19 protein-coding genes and 2 pseudogenes are annotated in these 22,549 nt (G+C 64.8%); 7 read left to right on the top strand and 14 right to left on the bottom strand.

What is annotated here, in order from left to right; genetic code table 11:
* Positions 1-124 precede the first annotated feature (124 nt).
* The 5 genes and pseudogenes from A5790_RS12180 to A5790_RS12165 all read right to left on the bottom strand — a co-directional run bounded on the left by A5790_RS12180 (position 125) and on the right by A5790_RS12165 (position 4,437).
* Entirely contained in the window at positions 125-712 is a 588-nt protein-coding gene (locus A5790_RS12180; RefSeq protein WP_066844138.1) for an integrase core domain-containing protein, read from the bottom strand.
* Between the two features lie 46 nt (positions 713-758).
* A pseudogene (locus tag A5790_RS26510) lies at positions 759-938 on the bottom strand (DDE-type integrase/transposase/recombinase); the annotation flags it as partial.
* A gap of 401 nt (positions 939-1,339) precedes the next feature.
* Positions 1,340-2,557 (bottom strand): hypothetical protein, encoded by a 1,218-nt coding sequence (locus tag A5790_RS12175; protein WP_126315863.1) that lies wholly within the window; start codon positions 2,555-2,557, stop codon positions 1,340-1,342.
* Positions 2,558-3,165: 608 nt separating this feature from the next.
* Entirely contained in the window at positions 3,166-3,852 is a 687-nt protein-coding gene (locus A5790_RS12170; protein ID WP_066844132.1) for a sensor domain-containing protein, read from the bottom strand.
* A 270-nt stretch (positions 3,853-4,122) separates the two neighbouring features.
* Positions 4,123-4,437: a hypothetical protein gene (locus tag A5790_RS12165; protein ID WP_066844130.1), complete on the bottom strand. Its 315-nt coding sequence runs from the start codon at positions 4,435-4,437 to the stop codon at positions 4,123-4,125.
* Between the two features lie 258 nt (positions 4,438-4,695).
* Between A5790_RS12165 and A5790_RS12160 the strand changes: the two genes are divergently transcribed.
* The 3 genes and pseudogenes from A5790_RS12160 (at position 4,696) to A5790_RS12150 (ending at position 7,968) form a co-directional block, all read left to right on the top strand.
* Positions 4,696-5,016: a hypothetical protein gene (locus A5790_RS12160; protein ID WP_066844127.1), complete on the top strand. Its 321-nt coding sequence runs from the start codon at positions 4,696-4,698 to the stop codon at positions 5,014-5,016.
* Positions 5,017-5,064: 48 nt separating this feature from the next.
* Positions 5,065-6,635, top strand: a pseudogene (locus A5790_RS12155) (flavin-containing monooxygenase).
* 43 nt (positions 6,636-6,678) lie between these two features.
* Positions 6,679-7,968, top strand: a complete 1,290-nt coding sequence (locus tag A5790_RS12150; protein WP_066844124.1) for an acyltransferase — start codon at positions 6,679-6,681, stop codon at positions 7,966-7,968.
* Here the strand turns inward: A5790_RS12150 and A5790_RS12145 are convergent.
* Entirely contained in the window at positions 7,925-10,792 is a 2,868-nt protein-coding gene (locus tag A5790_RS12145; RefSeq protein ID WP_066844121.1) for an RND family transporter, read from the bottom strand. The two genes, A5790_RS12150 and A5790_RS12145, sit on opposite strands and share 44 nt — an antisense overlap.
* Before the next feature lie 83 nt (positions 10,793-10,875).
* Positions 10,876-11,505, bottom strand: a complete 630-nt coding sequence (locus tag A5790_RS12140; RefSeq protein ID WP_066844118.1) for a cutinase family protein — start codon at positions 11,503-11,505, stop codon at positions 10,876-10,878.
* 238 nt (positions 11,506-11,743) lie between these two features.
* On the opposite strand from A5790_RS12140, the gene A5790_RS12135 reads away from it, so the two are divergent.
* On the top strand, positions 11,744-12,709 hold the full coding sequence (locus A5790_RS12135) for a hypothetical protein (protein WP_156656367.1): 966 nt from the start codon (positions 11,744-11,746) through the stop codon (positions 12,707-12,709).
* A gap of 6 nt (positions 12,710-12,715) precedes the next feature.
* On the opposite strand, the gene A5790_RS12130 is transcribed toward A5790_RS12135, so the two are convergent.
* The 5 genes from A5790_RS12130 to A5790_RS12110 all read right to left on the bottom strand — a co-directional run bounded on the left by A5790_RS12130 (position 12,716) and on the right by A5790_RS12110 (position 17,521).
* Complete coding sequence (locus A5790_RS12130; protein ID WP_082961690.1) at positions 12,716-13,120, bottom strand: DUF5078 domain-containing protein; 405 nt, start codon at positions 13,118-13,120, stop codon at positions 12,716-12,718.
* 64 nt (positions 13,121-13,184) lie between these two features.
* A complete protein-coding gene (locus A5790_RS12125; RefSeq protein WP_066844109.1) occupies positions 13,185-13,523 on the bottom strand; it encodes a DUF732 domain-containing protein in 339 nt (112 codons plus the stop codon).
* Positions 13,520-16,426: an RND family transporter gene (locus A5790_RS12120; protein WP_066844105.1), complete on the bottom strand. Its 2,907-nt coding sequence runs from the start codon at positions 16,424-16,426 to the stop codon at positions 13,520-13,522. The genes A5790_RS12125 and A5790_RS12120 overlap by 4 nt, the downstream gene beginning before the upstream one ends.
* Complete coding sequence (locus tag A5790_RS12115; protein WP_064396475.1) at positions 16,423-16,851, bottom strand: MmpS family protein; 429 nt, start codon at positions 16,849-16,851, stop codon at positions 16,423-16,425. Before A5790_RS12115 ends, A5790_RS12120 begins: the two co-directional genes overlap by 4 nt.
* A gap of 160 nt (positions 16,852-17,011) precedes the next feature.
* Entirely contained in the window at positions 17,012-17,521 is a 510-nt protein-coding gene (locus A5790_RS12110) for a TetR/AcrR family transcriptional regulator (protein ID WP_066844102.1), read from the bottom strand.
* A 140-nt stretch (positions 17,522-17,661) separates the two neighbouring features.
* Here A5790_RS12110 and A5790_RS12105 point away from each other — a divergent pair, with 140 nt between their 5' ends.
* The 3 genes from A5790_RS12105 (at position 17,662) to A5790_RS12095 (ending at position 20,083) form a co-directional block, all read left to right on the top strand.
* Positions 17,662-18,498, top strand: a complete 837-nt coding sequence (locus A5790_RS12105) for a mycofactocin-coupled SDR family oxidoreductase (RefSeq protein WP_066844100.1) — start codon at positions 17,662-17,664, stop codon at positions 18,496-18,498.
* A gap of 10 nt (positions 18,499-18,508) precedes the next feature.
* Positions 18,509-19,723: a cytochrome P450 gene (locus tag A5790_RS12100; RefSeq protein WP_066844097.1), complete on the top strand. Its 1,215-nt coding sequence runs from the start codon at positions 18,509-18,511 to the stop codon at positions 19,721-19,723.
* 123 nt (positions 19,724-19,846) lie between these two features.
* Complete coding sequence (locus A5790_RS12095; RefSeq protein ID WP_066844094.1) at positions 19,847-20,083, top strand: hypothetical protein; 237 nt, start codon at positions 19,847-19,849, stop codon at positions 20,081-20,083.
* A 28-nt stretch (positions 20,084-20,111) separates the two neighbouring features.
* Here the strand turns inward: A5790_RS12095 and A5790_RS12090 are convergent, their stop codons facing one another.
* Together A5790_RS12090 and A5790_RS12085 are read right to left on the bottom strand one after the other, a co-directional pair.
* Positions 20,112-21,269 (bottom strand): Zn-dependent alcohol dehydrogenase, encoded by a 1,158-nt coding sequence (locus A5790_RS12090; RefSeq protein WP_066844091.1) that lies wholly within the window; start codon positions 21,267-21,269, stop codon positions 20,112-20,114.
* A complete protein-coding gene (locus A5790_RS12085; protein WP_066844087.1) occupies positions 21,266-22,471 on the bottom strand; it encodes a cytochrome P450 in 1,206 nt (401 codons plus the stop codon). The genes A5790_RS12090 and A5790_RS12085 overlap by 4 nt, the downstream gene beginning before the upstream one ends.
* Positions 22,472-22,549 lie beyond the last annotated feature (78 nt).

Genomic DNA, 22,549 nt, shown 5'->3' with positions numbered 1-22,549 from the left:
CGCCGACCTCCAGGCTGAGCTGAGGTGTCAACTATGTCGCGAGACAGCTGCCAACTATGTCGTGGAATCAGACACTGTCAGCCCGACAATTGTGATGTCGCAAGACATCGGAATAGCCGCGGACCTACTTTAGGTCCGCGGTTTTTTTGCGTTTGGGGCCTCTGGGGGCGCCGGTGGGTTGGTAGTCCCTGGTGGGGTCGAGGGTGAAGTCGCGCAGGGTTTGTCCGGTGGCGGCGTTGATGACGGTGATGTGGTGGTCCTGGGTGAGGATCAGGACGCGGGTTCGGTAGTGGTGGCGGCCGATGCCGATGTGGTGGAGGCGTCCGTTGACGCGCAGGGTGACGGCTCCAGCTTGGTCGACGCGGTCGGTGCGGACGCGGTTGTGGGTGTCGATGCGGGTTGCTGGGCTGGCTTTGGGGCGGCTGGTGTAGATGACTGCGGGGGTCGCGTGGCGCGGTAGGGAGCGGTGTGGGTGGCGGTGGTTGTATTCGTCGGTGAAGGCGTCGAGTTGGGTTTGTAGTTCGGCGAGGGTGGCGGCTCGGGGTTGGCGGGTGAGCCATTTTTTGAGGGGTTGTTGGAAGCGTTCGACTTTCCCGCAGGTGGTGGGGTGGTTGGGGGTGGAGTTGATTTGGTGGACGTGGAGGCGACGTAGTTCGGCTTCGAAGGCGTTGCGTCCACCTTTGGCGCCGGCGAGGCGGGTGGTGAAGACCATGCCGTTGTCGGTCAGGGTGGAGTACGGGATGCCTTGGTGGTGTACAGCTAGTGAATTCGGTGACGACGATGGTGCCGGTGATGCGGTGGTGTGCGGTGACTGAGATGGCATAGCGGGAGCAGTCGTCGAGCCAGGACAGGATTTCGGTGTCGGTGCCGCCGGCGAGGCGCCAGTGGGTGAAGTCGGCCTGCCAGCATTGGTTGGGTTGTTCGGCGGCGAAGCGGATGTAGGACGATTTCGGTCGCTTTTGTGGGGTGGGGTCGACGAGGCCGGCGGCGTGGAGTGGCGGTTGATCGAGGCGGTGGAGACGCGCAGTTGGTGATGATGCTCAAGGTGCCAGGAGCCTTAGACACCAGCTGAAACTGGCCGACCCACCTATGCCGATGTCTTGAGACACCCTATTCCGATGTCCTGAAACACCACACTGTCAGCCCGACAATGTGATGTCTCGGGAGGCATCGGTTGACAGTCGGCTCAACGCGTCTTTATGCGAGCAATTGTCCGTTCCGCTATTAAGACCGCCGCGCTTATACCATTTCGGCTGGTCGCTAAAGTCCGCTCCCGCGACTCGGCGGCGGGCGTCCCTGGTGGGACACCACGCCGCCGGGGCGGGACAAGAATGCGCGACTACGGCTCCGGCTGAATGTCCTCGTCACCGTCGGCCGCAACGGCGTCAAGATCCTCATTGCCATGGCTGCCGACGGCGGCCAGGGCCCTGGTTGTGACGCCGTTTTCGATGTTGGTCGCGGTGGCGGTGTTGTTGATGTTGTCGTTGCCGAAGAAGCTAGCCCAAGCGTCAAGGAAGGTGTTGCTTCCGCTATTGGTCCCAGTTGCGGTGTTGCCGGAGCTGTTCAAGCCGAAAGCGCCGGCGATAACCTGCAGGGTGGCCATGCTTCCACTGTTGGTGGCGGTTGCGGTGTTGTCGTTGTTGCCTTCGCCGATAACGCCAGCGGCGGCGGTTACTTGGCTATCGCTGCCGGTGTTGGTGGCGGTGGCGGTGTTGCCGGAGTTCTCGTTGCCCCCTGCCCCGATGTTCTGGCCGCCGCCGGCGAGGGCAGTGGCATCCTGACCGATAGCGCTGGCACGGTTGTCGGCGTTGTCATCGCCGAAGGAACCCGCGCTGGCCACGCTGTTATCACCGGGAGTACCCGTTTCGGTTTCGCCGGCGACGGTGGCAACGTTGTTGTTGTTGCCATTGCCGTTGGCGCCCGCATAGGCGCTGCTGTTGTCGCCGTCGACTGTGGCCCTATTGTTGTTGTTGCCGTCGCCGCCGCTGCCCGCGTAAGCCTTACTGCCATCGCCGGTCGCCCGGGCTGTGTTGTTGTTGTTGTTGTTGCCACCGATACCGCTATCGTCATCGCCGGCGGCGGCAATGCTGCCATCACCCTGAGCCTTGGCTTTGTTCTTGACTCCACCGCCCGCAGTCGCTTTGGCATTGGTGCCTTTAGCGGTGGCACTGCTGTCGTTCCCGCTGGTCACTATTGCTTCGGCGCCTGCGCCGGTGGCCCTCGCCTTGGTTTTAGTGCTGCCGATTGGGGTTTCGGCATACGCTGTGCCGCCGCCGTCTTTCTTGACCACACCGTTCTTGGAGACGTATACGTCCTTCGGCGGTTTTGGTGCCTTGGCCGCCATGGGGGCCTTTGCCGCTGATGAATCGTTCGAGACTTTGGTGCTCTTATCCGCTTTGTCCGTCTTGTTCGTCTTCGCCGAGGACGAATCGCTTGCGGCGCTCGAGCCTGTGTCCGGTTTGGCGAACGCCTCTACCGGCGTCGCGAAGAGTCCGACCCCGATCCCGAGCGCGACAGCTAACGCCCCTACGCGGCCGATGTATGTTGCATTACCCATGATGAATCCCCCAGGAGTGCGATGTGGTGTGGTGAGTAAAAAGCCGGCCTGACGGCCTCGAGAAATCGAGCGACGGGTGTTTGCAGCACATGCAGACCCCCATGCCCCCAACAATGGCCCGTTGACGATCGATTCATTAAAGCCTTCCAACGGACGTGCTCAATGTAACCGAAAGATAAATCAAACTGTCGCTTTTGTAAAAAATTTGCTCCTAGGGGCATTCGAGCAACGTTGATGGTGGGAATAAACATTACTTGGAGGCGCGTGTTCATCCGCCAGCTACCCGCATACCAAGCGGACCAGTTCTCGAGGTAAACCCCGTAGACGGTATACAGCCTGATCGTGGTAGCCCTCCCGTTACTAAGCGACGGACTGCGCTCAACCTCCCCCACAGGGGTTGAACACGGCAGCTTTGAGCGCCTGACCCCTTTAAATTGCTTCCGAGATCAAGAAAACAATTGCTTCAGCAAGAAGATCGATCGTTTTTAGGTGCCATAAGCGGCGTACTAACAATGAGAATTGACCGGCCCACGGGGCGTCACCGCCAAGTCGCATAGCAATCTTTCGACTGCTTGACATCTTTGCTGCCGGCCTTCGACCAGCCGCTCTCACCAGCGATTCGCCACCTTCTCCGCGATCTGTCTCGCGATCCGTGCGGCTGAATCACCCGGGTTAGCGCTGCAGGTGTTCACGTCGATGATGACGTTGTTCTCCAGTGTGACTGCGTGTCCGCAGGCCCACCCCGGCGCAGCAGCTTCCTGGAGAGTCGCGACGGTACTCAGCACGTCGTCGTTGTTACTGATCGGCCCCACGGTCCACTTCGTCCCGCTCTGCGTGTGGGTGTATTCGTGGCAGACCGGCCACTGCTGCACCGATGCATCGAAGAAGGCCCGGGCCTTCTTCACAAGCGGGTACAGCACGACGGCCTGCTTCACATAGTGGGCGAACTTGTCGCCATCGTTGAGGCTCTGATCCCGCTCGGCTTGGTACCCGCTGTCGGCGTAGACCGGCGCCTCCGCCGCACCGTCGATGCCGAGGCATGCCCGCGGTTCCATCGTGGCGCTATTGTCCGACATGGTGCTCTGGGCGCTCGTGACCTCCAGGGTCTGCGAGCCCATCGCGACGTTCAACTCAGCGGGATTCAGCAGCAGTTCATCCAGCTCGCGCTCCACCAGGGGACGCGGGATCAACGTCTGGGTGGGCGTCGGCGCCACCGCGTTGCCGACCGAGCTGGCACACCCGGCGACCAGAAGACAGACAATCGCGGCACCGAGTGCCGCCGCTGGTTGGCGCATGTGTTCCTCCCCATCGCAGCCGTCTCCAACCGATCTGCGCGCGAGCGATGCCCCCAGCATCGCAGCCCGTGAAGATATGGTGCAGCAGCTTGGCCGTCGGCGTGAAGAGGGCGTGCGGTGTTTTCCGTAACGATGGACGCTGCTTCTGATAACGATTGGTGCGTCGCGCACGGGCGAGACGCAGCCGAGGGTTGACCCCGCGCGGGGACTCAGGCTGCGGTGCGTGCCGCAGCCGTTGTCAGAGAATGGGATTCGATAGCCGGGGCGGGCTCAGTCGGATTTTTCGTCGTCGGATTTGTCCGAGTCGTCGTCGCCATCATCCGAGCCGTCGGACTCGTCGTCATCGTCATCGTCGTCGTCCTCCGATTCGTCGTCGGACTTCTCGTCGGAGTCGTCTTCATCGCTGGATCGGGGGGAGTCGTCGAGCTTGTCTGCGAATTTCGTCAGCGCCCGTGCCAGCTGGCGCGCTTCATGCGGCTCGAGAGAGTCACCGAACAACAACTCGCCATCGTCGTTGGCCCGTTCGAGGTAGACCCTGTTCTCCTTGGCCGCGACGTTCCACTGGCCGGACTCGGGCTCTGCCATCGTTGTCGCCTTTCGCAGGTGGACATTTTGGCCTCGTATACCCACCTGAATTCGCTGCCACGCAACTTACGACAGGCATTGTCCGCCAGATTGTCTCAATCGCAAGCAGGTGCTGACCGCCGGCCTTACCACAGAGATAGAAAACCCTCCCCTCACTTGAACGGATCCTGGCCTCGCGGCGATTACGCGGCCCCTGGTCGACTCGCAATCATTTCTTTCACCACCCCCACTCCGCACCGCCCCCGAGAGGATCACGACATGACCACCATCACCCGCCGCCCGACCCGTATCCAGTACGCCGCCACCCTCATCGGCGCCCTCGCCGTCTTCGTCTTCGCGCCGGCGACGGCCCACGCTGTCGACAACGAGCCCACCCCCGGCAGTGGTGGATGCACCTACACCGACGCCGACGGCTACCCCATTCCGATCGACGACGGACAGGACGTCTTCGTCGACGGCAAGCTCGTCTCCTGCCGCGGCGGCAAGATCGTCATCACCACCGCGCCGCAGCGCAACCCGGCCAGCGTGCGCCCGGCGCTGCCAGCCGGCAAGCTCCCGGTGCTCACCCGGCTGCCCTGAACCCCGCTCAATAATCGGCCCGTCACCTCACGGTGGCGGGCCGATTCAATGCGCGATCGGCATGGACGGGCACACATCCGCAGTACATTCGCCGCATGCCGAAGTGTGGCGGCGCGCTGCGCCCTGGAACGCGCAGTGGCCGGTGACGTTGCGGTCATCGGTGCGGGCCCCGGCGGGCTCGTCGCCGCGCGCTGGCTGATCGCCCAGGGATTCGAGCCGACGATCTATGAGCGCGGCGCCACCCTGGGTGGGCAGTGGACCGGGGAGCGGGGCCGCAGCGGGGTGTGGCCGGCCATGCACACCAACACAAGCCGCATCCTCACCGCGTTCAGCGACCTCGACCCCGGCCAAGGCCCCGTCTTCCCGTCCGCGCTCGAGATCCTTCGTTACCTCCGCGCTATGCCGAGACGTTCGATCTGTCACGACGAATCCGGTTCCTGACTCCGGTGACCAGCGTCCGGCACGACGACGGTCGCTGGCTGGTCGGCATCCCGGGCGAAGAAGAAAGCTACAAGTGCGTCGTCGTGGCCACCGGGCGGTTTCAGTCGCCCGTTGTCCCAGCTGTCGATGGGTTGCACGGCTTTACCGGCTCCCTCGGTGCCGTACCAACATTCGACTATCGGGATGCCACGCCCTACTGCGACAAGCGTGTCCTGGTGGCCGGATGTGCTGTCAGCGCGTTGGAGATCGCCGCCGAACTGGCCCAGCGGGGCGCACGCGCTGTGGTCACCCAGCGCCGTCAGCGCTACGTACTACCGAAATTCGCCGCGGGTGTTCCGTCCGACCACCGGATCTTCACCCGGTACCTGGCGCTGGCCGACGAGAAACTGCCTTCCGCCGAGAGCGACCGTCAACTCAAGGAGATCGTCGTCGAAGCCGGAGGAATGCCACAGCAGTACGGCGCCCCGGCACCCGATCCCTCGCTGTTCGCCGCCGGCGTCACGCTGAGCCAGCATTACCTGCCGCTGGTGGGCGAGGGCCGGATCGAGGTGCGCCCGTGGATGACATCGGTGGCCGGTACGACCGTGACCTTCGCCGACGGGCATGCCGAGCAGTTCGAAGGCATCCTGCTCGGCACCGGATTCCAACTCTCGATGCCCTTCTTGCACAACGAGATCCAAACAGTCCTCGATGCGGACGACGTTCATCTCGACACCGATCGCCATACCTTCCATCCCGACCTCCCCGGCTTGGCGTTCATGGGGATGTGGGATCAGTCCGGCGGATACTTCGTGCCGCTGGAGTTGCAGGCCCGCTGGATCGCCTACACCTGGGGCGGGACCATCCCGGCTCCGAGCGCCGCTGACCAATGCCGTGCGATCGAGGCGTACCGCTCGCGCCGAGGCCTGCCACAGAAAACGCGGATGAACCTGGCGGCGTTGGCGTTCGCCCGGGCAGCGGGGGTGGAACCGGCGGTGGAGAACTGGCGCGAACTTCGCCGCGCCTTGCTGTTCGGGCCTCTCGCGCCGAGCTGCTTTCGCCTCGAGGGCCCCGACGCGCGGGAAGACGCGCCGGCTCGGATCGCCCGCGATGCCGCCGCTTTTGGCGCGATCACCTCGCCAGCACTCACGGATCGTGAACGTGCGTACTGCGCGTTGCTCGGAACGGACCACACGTAGTACTACTCAAGCAGTGCCGCGGCCCGCGGGGCATTCTGAACGCATGTCGCTCACGAAACCCCTGTCCGGCGCCGACGAACTGGCCGCCGACACCCCGCCGACCCGCGACCGCGCCGTCGACGTCGCCCGCCTGGCCGCGCTCATCGTGGTCATGTTCGGCCACTGCGCGCTGCTGCTGGCGACCATCGACTCCGGCGGCGTCCGAATCGGCAACATCCTCGGAGAGATTCCCGCACTCACCCCGGTGACGTGGATCGTGCAGGTCATGCCCCTGTTCTTCCTCGCAGGAGGCGCCGCCGGGGCATACGGCTGGCATACAGGCAAGTCGTGGGGCACCTGGCTGGTCGCTCGCGCGCAGCGCTTGTGCCGCCCTGTCTTCTGGTATCTCGCGGCCTGGACGGTCGGACTGCTCGCCGTGCGACTCACCCTCGGCCCGGATTCCGCCGCAGACCTCGGTCGCGAGTCCGTCGCGCTGCTGTGGTTCCTGGGCGTGTACCTGGTAGTGCTCGCCTTCGTCCCCGCTCTGACCCGGTTGTCGACGGGCCGCCAGCTCGCGGTCTTGGTGGCGGGTCTGCTGGCCGCGGCCACCGCCGTCGACACCATCCGACTCTCGGTCGGTGCCCCGATGGCCGGGGTCGCGAACTTCGTCATCGTCTGGCTCATCCCGATCGCGCTGGGCGTCGGGTACGCGCGACGGTTGATCAGCCCGCGCGTCGCGCTCGCGGTGGGGGCCGGTGCGCTCGTCGCGCAGACAGTGCTGGCGATGGTCGGGCCCTACGAGGTGTCGCTCGTCGTCACCGGAACCGAGCACCTGTCGAACGTCTCGCCGCCCACCCTGCTTCTCGCGTTGCACTGCACCTGGGTGTCCGCCGCGTTCATCGCCTGTGCACGGGCGATCCAGCGATGGGCTCAGCGCCCGCGGGTCTGGTACGTCGTCGCGGTCGGCAACGGGGGAGCGATGACGCTGTACCTCTGGCACATCGTGGCGATCGCCATCGCCGCATTCTCACTGCACGCGATCGGCCTCGATGCGTATGACGTTGACGCACCGTACTTTTGGGCACTGCTCGCACTTCGCGCCGCCGTGTTCGCCGTCGTCATGTTCGCCCTGTTCCGACTGCTCTCCCCGCTCGAGCATCGCCGCCTGCCGTGGTGGGACGCTCCAGTGGGCGCCACCGGGGCACGGTCGGTCGCGGCCGGTGTGCTGATCGTGCTCGCGGGCGTGGCGATGGTGCTGCTGGCCAAGAACGGGCTGACCGGAGCCTTCGGCTGGACGATGCTGGGTTGCTTTACGGCGTCGGCTGTTTCGGCGCGGGCCATGGCACGGGCCTAGGCTTGGCCCTCACCCGCTGCGGCCACCAGAACCACCGGCCGAGCAGCGCGGCGATCGACGGCGTCATGAACGCGCGGATCACCAATGTGTCGAAGAGCAGACCCATGCCGATAGTGGTGCCCATCTGCGCCACCACGGTCAACTCGCTGACCACCATCGACATCATCGTGAACGCGAACACCAGGCCTGCCGCGGTCACCACCGATCCGCTGCCACCCATGGCCCGGATGATCGCGGTGTTGACACCCGCGGGCAGTTCCTCCTTCAACCGGGCGACCAGGAGCAGGTTGTAGTCGGCGCCCACCGCCAACAGGATGATCACCGCCATGGCCATGACCATGAACTGCAGCTCGATGCCCAAAATGTGCTGCCACACCAGAATTGACAGACCGAAGGACGCCCCGAGCGACAGCACGACGGTGCCCACGATCACCGCGGCGGCGATGACGCTGCGCGTGATGATCAACATGATGGTGAAAATCAGCGCCAGCGCGAGGATGCCCGCGATCATCAGGTCGTAATTGTTGCCCTCTTGCATGTCCTTGAACGCCGCGGCAGTACCGCCGACGTAGATCTTGGCCCCTTCGAACGGCGTGCCCTTGATGGCCTCTTTCGCGGCCTGCTTGATCGCGTCGATGCGTTCGATACCGTCGGCGCTGAGGGGATCGCCCTCGTGCTGGACGATCATTCGCACGGCACGACCGTTGGGCGAGATGAAGTTCTCCATGCCGCGCCGGAATTCCTCGTTGTCGAAGATCTCAGGCGGCAGGTAGAACGTGTCGTCGTTCCACGAGTCGTTGAAGGCATCGCCCATCGCCGACTGGTTCTCGCTCATGGCGGCCTGCTGATCCTGCATGCCTCCTTGAGAAGCGTGCATCGTCAGCATCATGGTCCGCATGGTGCGCATCGACTCGATCTGCTCGGGCATCAGCGCCAACAGCTGCGGCATCAGCGCATCGAGTCGCTCCAGGTCCGGAATCAAGTCCTGGACATTGTCGGTCAGCTTGTTCGTGCCGTCGATGGTGTCGAAGATCGACCGTACCGTCCAGCAGACCGGGATGTTGAAACAGTGCGGTTCCCAGTAGAAGTAGTTGCGGATCGGACGCATGAAGTCGTCGAGATCAGCGATGTGATCCCGCAATTCGGCCGTGTCGGCGGCCATGGTCTTGGTCTTCTGCACCATGCTGTGCGTGGTCGCGTTCATCTCACCCATCAACGCCATCATCCGCGTCATGGTGTCGATGTTCTTCTGCATCTCGTCGGCCTGCACCAGCATGTCGGCCATGCGGTCCTGGGTGTACTTGCGGTTCAAGTCCTGGCCGACCCCGCCGAGGCTCATTTGCGCTGGGATCGTGCTGAATTCGATCGGCTTGCCGTTGGGGCGGGTGATGGTCTGGACCCGTGAGATGCCCGGAACCCGGAAGACCGCCTTGGCGATCTTGTGGATCACCAGGAAATCCGCCGAGTTGCGCAGGTCGTGATCGGTCTCGATGAGCAGCAACTCGGGATTCATGGTTGCGGGGGAGAAGTGCCGTTCGGCGGCCGCGAAGCCCTGGTTCGCCGGCAGATCGGCGGGCAGATACAAGCGGTCGTTGTAGTTGGGCTGGTACCCGGGCAGCGTCAACAATCCGACCAGTGACAATGCGACGGTCGCGAGCAACACGGGCCCGGGCCATCGCACGATCGCGGCGCCGATCTTGCGCCAACCACGGATGCGCATGGCGCGCTTGGGTTCCAGCAGGCCGAAACGGGTCGCGATCGTGATGATCGCCGGGCCGAGCGTCAGCGCGACGAACACCGCCGTCGTCATACCCACCGCCAGCGGCACCCCCAGTGACTGGAAGTACGGCAGCCGGGTGAACGACAGGCAGAAGGTGGCGCCGGCGATCGTCATACCCGAGCCCAACACCACATGGGCAGTGCCGCGGAACATCGTGTGAAACGCCGACTCCCGGTCCTGACCCAGCGTGCGGGCTTCCTGGTAGCGCCCGATGAGGAAGATCGCGTAGTCGGTGGACGCGGCGATCGCGAGCGTCACAAGTAGGTTCGTCGCGAACGTCGACAGCCCGATCAGGTCGTGATACCCGAGGAAGGCCACCACACCACGCGTGGCCGCCAGCGCCAGGAAGACCATCACCAGTGTGATGAGCATGGTGCCGATCGACCGGTAGACCAGCAACAGCATCGTGATGATCACGGCGAACGTGGCGTACTCGATGATGCGGATGCTGCGGTCGCTGGCGATCTGCTGGTCGGCGACCAGGGCGGACCCGCCCGTGACGAAGACCTTCACCCCCGGTGGAGGCGGGATGCTGTCGACGATGCTCTTGACGGCTTCCACGGACTCGTTGGACAGCGCCTCGCCCATGTTGCCCGCCAGATAGGTCTGGACGTAGACGGCCTTGCCGTCGGCGCTCACGGCCGCGGCCTCTGTCAGCGGGTCGCCCCAGAAGTCCTGGACGTGCTCTACGTGCTTGTCGTCGGCTTCGAGCCTGTCGACGAGTTCGTCGTAGTAGCGGCGTGCGTCGTCGCCCAACGGCTGCTCGCCCTCGAGGACGATCATCGCCGAGCTGTCGGATTTGAACTCTTCGAAGATCTGGCCCACGCGCTGCATCGCGATCACCGACGGAGCCTCCGACGGGCTCATCGACACCGAACGCATCTGGCCGACGACCTCGAGCTGCGGCACGGTCACGTTGAGCAACGCGATCAGCGCGATCCACCCGACGATGATGGGTAGGGCAAGCCGCCGGATCCACTTGGCCAGCGCAGACCGTTCGGAATGCGCGGCGTGTTCGGTTGAAGGCGCGGTGGGAGCGCTCACCAGGAATTCACCTCGGCGGAGCTCCTCCCTAGGGGTGTTAGGACCGCCTTAGTTCCTACCAGATGTGGGCCTTGAAACGGTAGTCAGATCCGCCCTGCAGCGAACTCTGCAGCTTGGTTAACCAATCCGGCCTGGACATAGGCGACGTGTGCGCCCATGTCGCGTCCGCCCTCAAAGCAGATCGGGTCGTTCGGGACACACAGGTCGATTGTCTTGGCCGCGTAGTCGGGCCCCACCGACGGCAGCGGCCCGGGCGACAGCCGATCGGCAAAGCTGCTGCGCGGACCGCCGAACAGGGCGACCGCGGCGACGTGCGGAACAACCGTCGGCGCCATCTCGGCGGTGGCGACATCCATCACCGCGGCACCCTGAGAGTAGCCACCGAGCACCATGCGGGTGGCGGGGCAACCCGCGGCCATCGATTGCACGTGGGCACGGGTGTCCTCGGCGCCTGCACGGGTGCTCACCGCAAAGTCGCGACTGGCGGGATAGTCGACGGCGTAGACACCCACGGACCGGTCACCCAACCGCGACCGAACCGAGTCGACGAAGGCCTGTCCGATTCCGCCCACTCCCGGCGGCTCGGTGGTCCCGCGCGCGAAGACGATCTCGACCTCCGGGCACGGGGCCGCCTGGGCAGCGGGGACACCGATCAGTGCGGACAGTGTGATCGCGACGGGCAGGAGGGCGGCGCGACCGGCGAATGTGCTCATACGGGTATTTCGCCGCGCGGAACCAAGACGTGACATCACTCCGGACGCCGTTAACGAGACGTCAACGGAGCGGACGACGGGCAAACGCACCGATGACGGGTCGCTAGGCGCCCGCACAGCTTTCAAGATGCCGAGCACGGCGAAGCAACTTATGCTCGCTTCGCCGATCTTGACTGCGCAGTGCGGGTGCGGCGGAATCCGGCCGGGAAGGCGAGGCGACATGGACACGGTGCTCGGGATGTCGATGACATCGACCGGTATCGCCTGGGTCCTGATCGAAGGCGAGGGCGCCGACGCGAAGACGGTGGATCACGACCACTTCACCGTCGTCGCCGACCTCGCCACCGACGGCGACATCGCCGCCCACGAAGCAGCGGTGCGGGGCGCGCGGGCGATCGCGTCCGCCACCGGCCATCGGATTGACACGGTCTGCATGACGTGGAGCGCCGATGTCGGCGCGAAGGCCGAACTGCTCCGGAAATCGCTGTCCGACATGGGGTTTGCGAAGGTGGCGACGGTACGGATGACGGACGCCGCTCGAACGTGGGCCGGCACGCTCGAGTCCTCCGATGAATTCGACGACGTCCAGGTCGCGCTGGCGCGCGGTGCCGCGCTGTCCAGACCGGTACTCCGTGCTGCCGCGCCGTCCACACCGGTAGGGAAGTCGACGCGGCTGCGCTCCCGGCGCCGGTTGAGTTCGCACGGCCGGGCCGCGCTGGTCCTCGCGGTGGGCGTGATCGCGCTGTTCGTCTTCGGTCCGGAACTCGCCGGCTGGGATTCGCCGGACGCCAGGGTGGACCCGTCGGCCGAGACCGCGCCGATGACCCCGGCGGCCGCGGTGTCGGACGCCGGCCCGTCGATCAGCGTCCATGCCGTGCCGTCGGCGCCCGTCGTCCCGATCGTGGTGAAGGCGGTGATTCCGCGACCGGTACCGGCACCGGCCGCGGTCGCGTCACCCGAAGCGGTATCCGACGTCGCCACCGACAGCGCCGTCGCTCCGGAGGTCACCGCGCAACCGGCCACCGAAACGGTGGCACCGGTGGCCGACCTACATCAGGAACCGACCGCGACAGTCGTTGTGGCGCAGCCGGTTCCGGCAGCGCTCAGCCCGGCGCCGCAACCTGCTACGGCGCCGGCGGCGTTCCCGCCACCCGCGGATCCGATCCAGGCGGCGTTGAGCCCGCTGTTCGGCGGGCTGCCCTGACCTGGGCTACGGCGTCGTGGTCCAGTTCCAGATCTCAGGCTGGCTCGGCGGGTAGTTCATGCACACGTCGGTCGCGTGCGCGACGACACCCTTGTTGTTGAAGAACAGCTTGGCCCAGTTGGCCCAGCGTTGCGCCATGGTCTCGTAGAAGACGTTGGTTGCGGTGTTCTCCGAGTACTGTCGGCGACCGGCGTAGTCCAGCGAGAAGAACCAGTAGATCCGGTCGCGGGCGCCCTTCTGCACGTCGGCGGGCCGGTTTCGGTAGTCGATCATGTAACGCTCGAAGTAGAACGGATCCTGGTCGCGAACGGCGGCCATGTACTGGTCGACCGTGCAGGTGGTCCGCATGATCCGATTTGGAATCGGGTAGTCGTCGGTGGCGTCGGCGGCTGCGGTGGCCGGGAAGATCATCGCCGCGCAACCGAAGGATGCCAGTGCGATGGTGGCTTTACGAAACACGTTGCGGCTCCTATTTTCAGCGGTGGTCACGGGCCTGGTCCAAGATCGGAAGGCGGTCGGGGCAGTAGAAGCGCAGCGCTCCGGCCAGGAACTTCCACGACTGGTCGGTACTGTTCTGACTCCTTGCCAGCTGGTTCTGGACGAACTGTGCCGAGGCGAAGGCATCCCGGTCGACACCCTTGCGTATCCGCTTGCATGTGATCTTGCCGATCCAGGCGTTGTAGTCCTTCTGCCCGTAAATGCCGTACGTGTGCAGCTCGTTGGTGAAGTCGGTGTCGATGTCCTGCGCTTGGGCGGGTGCGGCCAGCACCAGCGCCGCCGCTGCGGCAACAACCCCACTGATCAGTCGTTTCATGACTGTGCTCCTTCCCCCCCTGACGGCGTCAGTTCCCTCGGTTTCGGCCACGGTACAGGCACTGGACGTTCTCGCACCCGCTGTGGCCACCAAAACCACTTACCCATGAGCGCCGCGATGGACGGCGTCATGAATGCCCGGATGACAAGAGTATCGAACAACAGGCCAAGTCCGATGGTCGTTCCGACTTGTCCGATCACTGTCAATTCGCTGACAGCCATCGACATCATCGTGAACGCGAACACCAGACCCGCCGATGTCACGACCGAACCGCTGCCGCCCATCGCCCGGATGATCCCGGTCCTGATGCCGGCGTGCAGCTCTTCTTTCATCCGCGACACCAGCAGCAGGTTGTAGTCCGCGCCGACCGCCAACAGGATGATGATCGCCATCGCCATGACCATCCAGTGCAACTCGATGCCCAGGATGTGCTGCCAGATCAGGATCGACAACCCGAAAGACGCGCCGAGCGAGATCACCACTGTGCCAACGATTACCGCGGCCGCAACGACGGCGCGGGTCAGCAGGAGCATGATCGTGAAGATCAGGGCGAGCGCGAGAATGGCCGCGATCATCAGGTCGAAGCTGTTGCCGTCGGACATGTCCTTGTAAACCGCGGCGGTGCCGGCCAGATAGATCGTGGAGCCTTCCAGCGGCGTGCCCTTGATGGCTTCCTTGGCGGCCTGTTTGATCGCGTCGATGCGCGCGATGCCCTCAGGGGTCATCGGGTCACCGTCGTGGGCGATGATGAAGCGCACCGACTTGCCGTCCGGAGAGATGAAGTTCTCCATGCCCTTCTTGAACTCTTCGTTGTCGAAGACCTCCGGCGGAAGGTAGAAGGAGTCGTCGTTCATCGACGCGTCGAAGGCATCACCCATGGCAGTCGAGTTCTCCTGCATGGCTGCCATCTGGTCCTGCAGACCCTTTTGCGACGAGTACATCGTCAGCATCATCGTCCGCATCGTCTTCATCGTTTCAATCATCGGCGGCATCAGCGTGACCATCTGCGGCATCAACTGGTCCAGCCGCTCCATATCGGGCAGCAGGTCCTGGATGTCGTCGGTCATCGTGTTGATCCCGTCGAGGGTGTCGAAGACCGACCGGAACGCCCAACAGATCGGGATGTTGAAGCAGTGCGGTTCCCAGTAGAAGTAGTTGCGGATCGGCCGGAAGAAGTCGTCGAAGTTGGCGATGTTGTCGCGCAGCTCGGCCACGTCGACCGTCATGTCCTTCATCTTCGTGACCATGCTGTGCGTGGTCGCGGCCATCTCCTCGGTGAGCTTGGACATCCGCTCCATGTTCGCGATGGTCTTGGACATCTCGTCGGCCTGCACCAGCATGTCGGCCATCCGGTCCTGCAGGTACTTCTGGTTCATCTGCTGGGTGGTGCCCTGCATGCTGATCTGGAACGGAATCGACGTGTGCTCGATGGGTTTCCCGTCGGGCCGGGTGATGGCCTGCACGCGCGAGATTCCGGGCACGCGGAAGATCTGCTTGGCGATCTTGTCGATGACCAGGAAGTCGGCGGAGTTGCGAAGGTCGTGATCGCTCTCGATCATCAGCAGCTCGGGATTCATTCGGGCCGGCGAGAAGTGCCGGTCGGCGGCCGCGTATCCCTGGTTGGCCGGCAGGTCGGCAGGCAGATAATTGCGGTCGTTGTAATTGGTCCGGTAACCCGGCAGCGCGAGGAGGCCGACCAGCGACAGGGCCACCGTCGCGACCAGGATCGGTCCGGGCCACCGCACGACGGCGGCGCCGACCTTGCGCCAGCCGCGCACCCGCATCGCCCGTTTGGGTTCGAGCACCTTGCCGAACCGGCTCGCGACGCTGATGATCGCCGGCCCCAACGTCAGCGACGCAATCACCGAGGTCACCATGCCGACGGCCAGCGGCACACCCATCGTCTGGAAGTACGGCAGCCGCGTGAAGCTCAGGCAGAACAGCGCGCCCGCGATCGTCAGACCGGACCCCAGCACCACGTGCGCCGTGCCGTGGAACATCGTGTAGTACGCGGTCTCTCGGTCTTCTCCGAGTCCGCGCGCCTCCTGGTAGCGACCGGTCAGGAAGATCGCGTAGTCGGTTCCCGCGGCGATCGCCAACGTCACCAACAAGTTGGTCGCGAACGGGGACAGCCCGATGATCTCGTGGTAGCCGAGGAACGCCACCATGCCGCGGGCGGCGGCCAACTGCAGAACGACCATCACCAGCGTCAGGATCACGGTGATGATCGACCGGTACACCAGCAGCAGCATCGTGATGATGACCGTGAACGTGAGGGCCTCGATGACCCGCATGCTGCGGTCGCTGGCGATGTGTTGGTCGGCTGCAAGAGCGGCGGGGCCGGTCACGAACACCTTCACGCCCGGCGGCGGCTGCATGCCCTCGACCAGGGCCTGGACCGCCTCGACCGATTCGTTGGCCAGCGCTTCGCCCTGGTTACCGGACAGGTACACCTGCACGTAGGCGGCTTTTCCGTCGCTGCTCTGCGCGCCGGAGGCGGTGAGCGGATCGCTCCAGAAGTCCTGGACGCTTTGGACGTGCTTCTTGTCGGCTTCGAGCTTGGCGACCATCTCGCCGTAGAAGGCGCGGGTGTCCTCGCCGAGCGGCTGCTCGCCCTCGATCACGATCATCGCCGAGCTGTCGGAGTCGTACTCCTGGAAGACGTGGCCGACGCGCTTCATCGCGATCATCGACGGCGCGAAGTCCGGGCTCATCGAGACCGCGCGCTCCTGGCCGACCGTTTCCAGCTGCGGCACAGTCACATTGAGTACCGCGATGACCGCGATCCAGCCCAGGATGATCGGGACCGCGAAGGTGCGGATCGTCCGCGGGATGAAGGGCCGCTTGGCCCGGCGGACGGGAGGGAAGGCGTCCGTCGGCGCCTCGTTCGTCGGTGAGGTCATGCGGATTTCACAAAGCAGAAGGTCTGGGCGTTCACGCCAGTGGAGGTTCTTTCGTCCTTGATCTCGTCATCGACGGTGATTCGGCAGGTGATGGTCTGGCCGTCTCCCTGCGCGACGATGTTGGGCGCGGCCGACGGCGCCGTGGTCTGAAGTGTCAGTGACCAGGGCAACGACGCGCCGTCGATGCGTTGCGGCCTGGCGTCGAGGTCCAGATAGTTGATGTCGGCATACGAGCCCGTACCGAAGATCTCGTATTTGATGACCTTCGGGTCGAACGGTTCGGGGTCGTCAGCGAACACCCGGGGGGTGACGATGACGCCTTCGGCGCCGAAGAAGGTCCGGATGCGGCTGACCGTGAAACCCGCGATGGTCACCACAACGATGATGACGATGGGCAGCCAGACCTTTCTCGCCTTCCGGAGCATTACTGCGTCCGCCCGATGCAACCCATATCCGCCCTCAAGTCGTATTCGTCGCTGTGCATGCGTCTGTGCGTAACTTAGCCCGTATAAGTTCTCATTGAGCCCTAGGTTAACTCAAGTCAGAGTGCTGCTGGTCACCCGCGCGTCAACGGTGTGGGCCAGGTCACGACGACTTGATTTCGAAGCGGTCCAGGTAGCGCTCGATGAACGCTTCCGCCTCGGCATGACCTCGGGTTATACCGAGCCCCCGTTCGAGAAGGACGATGCGGGCCAAGCTGGTGACGATCATAGACATGACCACGGGCGGGAACGCCTCTACGTCGGCGCCGTGGGCCTTCATCGCCGCGGCCACCACGCGCTCTTCGACGCCCCCGAACCGCTCGGCGTAGGCCGCGATCTCACTGCGGATGTCCTTGCGGTGATTGGCCAGGGCCATGAACTCCATGAAGAGCCGCGCCCCGTGGGTGCTGTTCAGGCGCCACAGCGCGTGCAGGGGTTCGTCGGCATCGGCGGCTTCACGCTGACGGGACAGGTTGGCCTCGGCGCCTTCGCGCAGCACGGCAAGGAACAAATCGTCCATGCTCGGGAAGTAGTAGTGCACCAACGCGGGCTTCACCCCGGCCCGGGCCGCCACCCTCCGGGACGTGGCTGCGGCGTAGCCCTCTTCGAGCATGACCTGGGCGGTCGCCTCGATCAGGGCCGAGCGAGCGGAAGACTCGCGTCCACCCCTTGACCGCTCGCCGACGGGGCTGCTAGACATGGCGCCAGCCTAGATGTTGGGCGATCGCCCAACAAGTGAGGGGAGCTGCGGCGATGGCGGGTCGGGTAGCAGGCAAGGTCGCGTTCGTCACCGGTGCGGCACGCGGTCAGGGACGCAGCCACGCGGTGCGGTTGGCACAGGCGGGCGCCGACGTCATCGCGGTCGACATCTGCCGCGGTTTCGAGGACTCGACTGCACCGGCGGCCACTCCCGAGGACCTCGCCGAGACCGCCGACATGGTCAAAAACCTCGACCGCCGCATCGTCACGGCCGAGGTCGACGTCCGCGACTTCGACGCGCTGAAGTCCGCCGTCGACAACGGCGTGGAACAGCTTGGTGGCCTCGACATCGTCGTGGCCAACGCCGGCATCGGCACCACCGGCGTGAAGCTGCACAAGATGGCCGAGGACCGCTTCGACGAGACGATCGACGTCAACCTCGGCGGCGTGTGGAAGACCGTCAAAGCGGCGGTTCCACATCTTCTGGCCGGCGGCCGCGGCGGATCGATCATCCTCACCAGCTCGGTCGGCGGCACCAAGGCCTACCCGCAGGTGGGCCACTACATCGCCGCCAAGCATGGTGTCGTCGGGCTGATGCGCACCTTCGCCGTCGAACTCGGAGCGCACTCGATCCGGGTCAACAGCGTGCACCCAACCCATGTCTGCACCCCGCTCTTGATGAACGAACCGACCTACCGACTGTTTCGTCCGGACCTGGAGAACCCGGGACCCGACGATCTCGCGCCGATCTGCCAGTCGTTCCATTTCCTTCCGATCCCGTGGGTGGAGCCGGTCGACATCAGCAACGCCGTGCTGTTCCTCGCCTCCGACGAAGCCCGCTACATCACCGGTGTGACTCTGCCCGTCGACGCCGGCAGCCTCCTGAAGTAGGGGAGAACCGATGACCGCTGTTGACGAGAAGGCCCACGGCAGCGCCGTTTACTACGACCCGTACCGGGTGGACATCGTCGCCGACCCGTATCCGACGTATGCCCGCCTGCGGGAGGAGGCGCCGCTCTATTACAACGAGTCCTACGACTTCTGGGCGTTGTCGCGCCACGACGACGTCGAGCGGGCGCTGCTCGACTGGCAGACGTTCTCCAACAGCCGCGGCGACATCCTCGAACTCATCCAGTCGGAGTTCGAGATGCCCAAAGGCGTGATGATGATGGAGGATCCGCCGGTTCACACGAGGCTGCGCGGCCTGATGTCGCGGGTGTTCACCCCGCGCCGGATGGCCGAGCTCGAGGACCAGATCCGCCAGTACTGCGTCAACTGCCTCAATCCGTTGGTCGGCGCGGAGCGGTTCGACATCATCGCCGAACTCGCGTCGATGATGCCGATGCGCGTCATCGGGATGCTGCTCGGCATCCCCGAATCGGAGCAGGTGACGGTGCGCGACGCCAACGACGCGAGCCTGCGCACCAAACCCGGCTCACCCATGAAAGTGGTACGCGCGGACAAGATCGCCGACGGCAGCATCTACGCCGAATACGTCGACTGGCGCGCGAAGAACCCCTCCGACGACCTGATGACCGCCCTCCTCAGCGTCGAGTTCGAGGACGAGGACGGCGTGACGCGCAAGTTGACCCGCAAAGAGGTCCTGCACTACACGCAGGTGGTCGCGGGCGCAGGCAACGAGACCACCGGCCGGCTCATCGGCTGGCTGGCGAAAGTGCTCGCCGAGCACCCCGATCAGCGCCGCGAGGTGGTAGAGGACCGGTCGTTGTTACAGCGTGTGGTCGACGAGACGCTGCGGTACGAGCCGACCGGCCACAACGTGGCCCGTTTGGTCACAAGGGATCTCGAGGCCCACGGGCGGACCGCGCCGGCCGGCAGCGCGATGCTGCTGATGTTCGGCGCGGCCAACCGGGACCCGCGCCGCTACGACAATCCGGACACCTTCGACATCCATCGGGACAACATCAGCCACATCACGTTCGGCAAAGGGGTGCACTACTGCCTGGGCGCCAACCTCGCCCGATTGGAGGGCCGCGTCGCGCTCGACGAGCTGCTCAACCGCTGGCCGGAGTGGGACATCGACACCGAGACCGCGCGGCTCGCGCCGACGTCGACGGTCCGCGGCTGGGAGCGGCTCGACGTCGTATTGCCCTGAGACGGGCGGCTTTGGGACTTAACAGGTTGATCGCACGCACCTGATGCGTGCGATCAACCGGTTAGAACGGTTTTCTGCGGAGCCGGCGGTTTGCGACGGCGCCGTTTGGGGCAAGCTCGTCGCATGAGCAAGATCATTTCTCGTGCGATGGTCCTCGCCGCAGCTGCCGGCCCGATCGCGGCATTCTCGATCGCAACCGCGGCAACCGGTGCGGCGCAACCCCTCGACTGCCCGAACGGGTGGTGGGATCCGGTGGCGAACGTGTGTCGCGGTCCGGTCGCGACCGCCCCGTTGGCATGCGCACCGGGCGAGTACTGGAATCCGATCTCCAACGTGTGTCGCCCACTGGGCCAGTACTAGTCGCGATCCGGCCCGGGCTGCCTGCGGTCTAGTCGAGCGCGAAATCGATGACGCCTCGGATGATCTCGCCCTCCAGCAGGTCGTCGTACGCGGTGTTGATGTCGTCGAGCCGATACCGGCGGGTGATCATCTCGTCGAGCTGAAGTAGGCCCGACTGGTAGAGGGTGGCCAGTCGGCTGATGTCGGCTCGCGGGTTGCAGGAACCGAAGACGGTGCCGACGAGGTTCTTGTTCCACAGGATGAAGTCCTGCAGCGCGATCTTCGCCGATCGTGTTGTCTGCGCCGTCATCCCGGTCAGCACGCAGGTGCCGCCCTTGCGCGTCAGCTTCAGGTAGGCGTCGACGTCCCCGCCCGCGATCAGCGACGGCGCGGCCACCACGCTGTCCGCCATGACCCCGTTGGTGAGGTCGCGGACCAGATCGAGCGCTTCTGCGACGGTCGAAACACTGTGTGTGGCACCGAACTGCAGCGCTGCCTTCTGCTTGAACTCGACGGGATCGACGGCCACGATCTGCGCGGCGCCGTTGATCCGCGCGCCTTGGATCGCCGCGGTTCCGATGCCACCGGCCCCGATCACCACCACGGTGTCACCCCCGCGCACGTTGGCGCGGTTGGCCGCCGAACCGTAGCCCGTCGGAACCGCGCAGGACAGCAGCGCGCTCGTGACGAGCGGCAGGCGCGGGTCGATCTTCACCAGCGAGTGCGCCGACACCACGGTGTGCTCGGCGAAGGCGCCGACCTTGGACAGATGGCCGAGTGGACGGCCGTCGGTGGTGTGGTGGCGAAAGGTCTGGTCGGTCGGCATGCCTGGCACCATCGTCCCGGCGCCCTCGTCGCACAGGTACTCCAACCCGGAGGCGCACCAGCGGCACTGGCCGCACACCGCGATGAACGACATCACGACGTGGTCGCCGACCGCGAATTCGGCGACCCCCTCGCCGATCTCGAGCACCCTGCCAGATCCCTCGTGGCCCCCGATCATCGGGAACATCGGCGTCAGACCGTACTGGCGGGCGATCTCGTTGGAGACCGACATGTCGCCCTTGAGGATGTGATCGTCGGAGTGGCACAACCCGGCCGCGGCCATCTCGACGAGCACCTCGCCGGCTCGCGGCGGGTCGAGTTCGAACTCTTCGACCGACCATGGACCGCCGACGTCGTGCAGGATCGCCGCGCGGCTCCTCATCGTGTCGGACGGAACGTGACCGGCAGATGGATGGGGGAGCGGAACGGCAGACCGGCGAGCCGGGTGTCGTCATCGACCTGCAACTCGAAATCCGTTGCACGGTCGAACAAACTGGTCAGCATCACCCTGGTCTCCACTCGCGCCAGGTGCATTCCCAGACAGCTGTGCAGCCCACCGGCGAACGAGGTGTGAGCACGCCGCGGGCGGTGGATGTCGAATACATTCGCGTTGTCCCAACGCTTTTCGTCGCGGTTTGCCGATCCGATACAGAGGTTTACCTGTGCGCCCTTCGGTATGGGGACACCGCGGATTTCCACGTCGCGCGTCGTGGACCTCGGAACGCTCACCAACGGCGTCTCGAAGCGCAACCCCTCCTCGAACGCGGCTCCGATCAGCTCGCGGTTGCGTTGGACCGCCTCGAGTTGGTCAGGGTGCGTCAACAGCAGATACAGCAGGTTGCCCGACGACCGGTAGGTGGTCTCCAGCCCGGCGGGCAGCAATAGTCGCAGAAACGAGATGATCGCCTCGTCGGTCAGCCGTTCACCGTCGATCTCGGCGCCGACCAAGTCGCCGATGACGTCGTCGGTCATCTGGCGGCGCCGCTGGTCCACCTGCTCTTGGAAGTACGCGCCGAGTTCGACCGAAGCGGTCAATCCCGCCTCGATGTCTTCGGTGATCGAGATCAGTTCGAGTGAGAGGCGGCGGAACATCTCCAGATCGTCTTGCGGGAGCCCCAACAACTCTGCGGTGACGCGGGTCGGGAACTCGAAGGTCACCGCCTTGACCAGGTCGACCTCGCCGTCGTCGATGAACTCGTCGACCAGCTTCTCGCAGATCGGGACAATCACCTCGGGTTCCCACTGGGCGAGCGCGGTCTGCCGGAATGCCTTGGCCACCAGGCTGCGGTGGTCATGATGTTGTTTGCCATGCATCCCGAGGATGGTCGGACCGAACACCAACTCGATGGTGCGGTGGTACACCTCCGAGCCGTAGACGTCGCTGTCGCGGAAGGCGTTGTACACGCTGTCGTAGTCGAACAGCGTCCATTCCTCCGGTGGCAGGAGCTCCGGCGGGATGTCGGTGGTGTCCATGATGGTGCCGCGCCACACCGGCTCCGTCGTGCGCATGCGCTCGAAGAAACCGTAGGGATCGCTGGCCACATCGGGAGCGGTCTGGTCATCCGAACGGGTGCTGATCGTCACCTTGCCTCCCGGCAGCGGGGTTGGCGCTCTACCCGCCCATCTTTACTATTTTAGGGAATCTAGGTCAAGGTAAGCGCA

The organism is Mycobacterium sp. 852002-51152_SCH6134967 (genome assembly GCF_001667105.1).
Lineage (GTDB): Bacteria > Actinomycetota > Actinomycetes > Mycobacteriales > Mycobacteriaceae > Mycobacterium > Mycobacterium neumannii_A.
The sequence above is the reverse complement of the archived record's forward strand: the minus strand, read 5'-3'. Positions and strand labels throughout refer to the sequence as shown.

What these genes read in the sequence shown, in the direction of transcription:
- A5790_RS12120 (WP_066844105.1), bottom strand. Translation starts at nt 16,426, where the DNA reads ATGACCTCACCGACGAACGAGGCGCCGACGGACGCCTTCCCTCCCGTC.
- A5790_RS12180 (WP_066844138.1), bottom strand. Translation starts at nt 712, where the DNA reads ATGGTCTTCACCACCCGCCTCGCCGGCGCCAAAGGTGGACGCAACGCC.
- A5790_RS12095 (WP_066844094.1), top strand. Translation starts at nt 19,847, where the DNA reads ATGAGCAAGATCATTTCTCGTGCGATGGTCCTCGCCGCAGCTGCCGGC.
- A5790_RS12115 (WP_064396475.1), bottom strand. Translation starts at nt 16,851, where the DNA reads ATGCTCCGGAAGGCGAGAAAGGTCTGGCTGCCCATCGTCATCATCGTT.
- A5790_RS12105 (WP_066844100.1), top strand. Translation starts at nt 17,662, where the DNA reads ATGGCGGGTCGGGTAGCAGGCAAGGTCGCGTTCGTCACCGGTGCGGCA.
- A5790_RS12150 (WP_066844124.1), top strand. Translation starts at nt 6,679, where the DNA reads ATGTCGCTCACGAAACCCCTGTCCGGCGCCGACGAACTGGCCGCCGAC.
- A5790_RS12090 (WP_066844091.1), bottom strand. Translation starts at nt 21,269, where the DNA reads ATGAGGAGCCGCGCGGCGATCCTGCACGACGTCGGCGGTCCATGGTCG.
- A5790_RS12100 (WP_066844097.1), top strand. Translation starts at nt 18,509, where the DNA reads ATGACCGCTGTTGACGAGAAGGCCCACGGCAGCGCCGTTTACTACGAC.
- A5790_RS12175 (WP_126315863.1), bottom strand. Translation starts at nt 2,557, where the DNA reads ATGGGTAATGCAACATACATCGGCCGCGTAGGGGCGTTAGCTGTCGCG.
- A5790_RS12135 (WP_156656367.1), top strand. Translation starts at nt 11,744, where the DNA reads ATGTCGATGACATCGACCGGTATCGCCTGGGTCCTGATCGAAGGCGAG.
- A5790_RS12130 (WP_082961690.1), bottom strand. Translation starts at nt 13,120, where the DNA reads ATGATCTTCCCGGCCACCGCAGCCGCCGACGCCACCGACGACTACCCG.
- A5790_RS12125 (WP_066844109.1), bottom strand. Translation starts at nt 13,523, where the DNA reads ATGAAACGACTGATCAGTGGGGTTGTTGCCGCAGCGGCGGCGCTGGTG.
- A5790_RS12140 (WP_066844118.1), bottom strand. Translation starts at nt 11,505, where the DNA reads ATGAGCACATTCGCCGGTCGCGCCGCCCTCCTGCCCGTCGCGATCACA.
- A5790_RS12170 (WP_066844132.1), bottom strand. Translation starts at nt 3,852, where the DNA reads ATGCGCCAACCAGCGGCGGCACTCGGTGCCGCGATTGTCTGTCTTCTG.
- A5790_RS12165 (WP_066844130.1), bottom strand. Translation starts at nt 4,437, where the DNA reads ATGGCAGAGCCCGAGTCCGGCCAGTGGAACGTCGCGGCCAAGGAGAAC.
- A5790_RS12110 (WP_066844102.1), bottom strand. Translation starts at nt 17,521, where the DNA reads ATGCTCGAAGAGGGCTACGCCGCAGCCACGTCCCGGAGGGTGGCGGCC.
- A5790_RS12160 (WP_066844127.1), top strand. Translation starts at nt 4,696, where the DNA reads ATGACCACCATCACCCGCCGCCCGACCCGTATCCAGTACGCCGCCACC.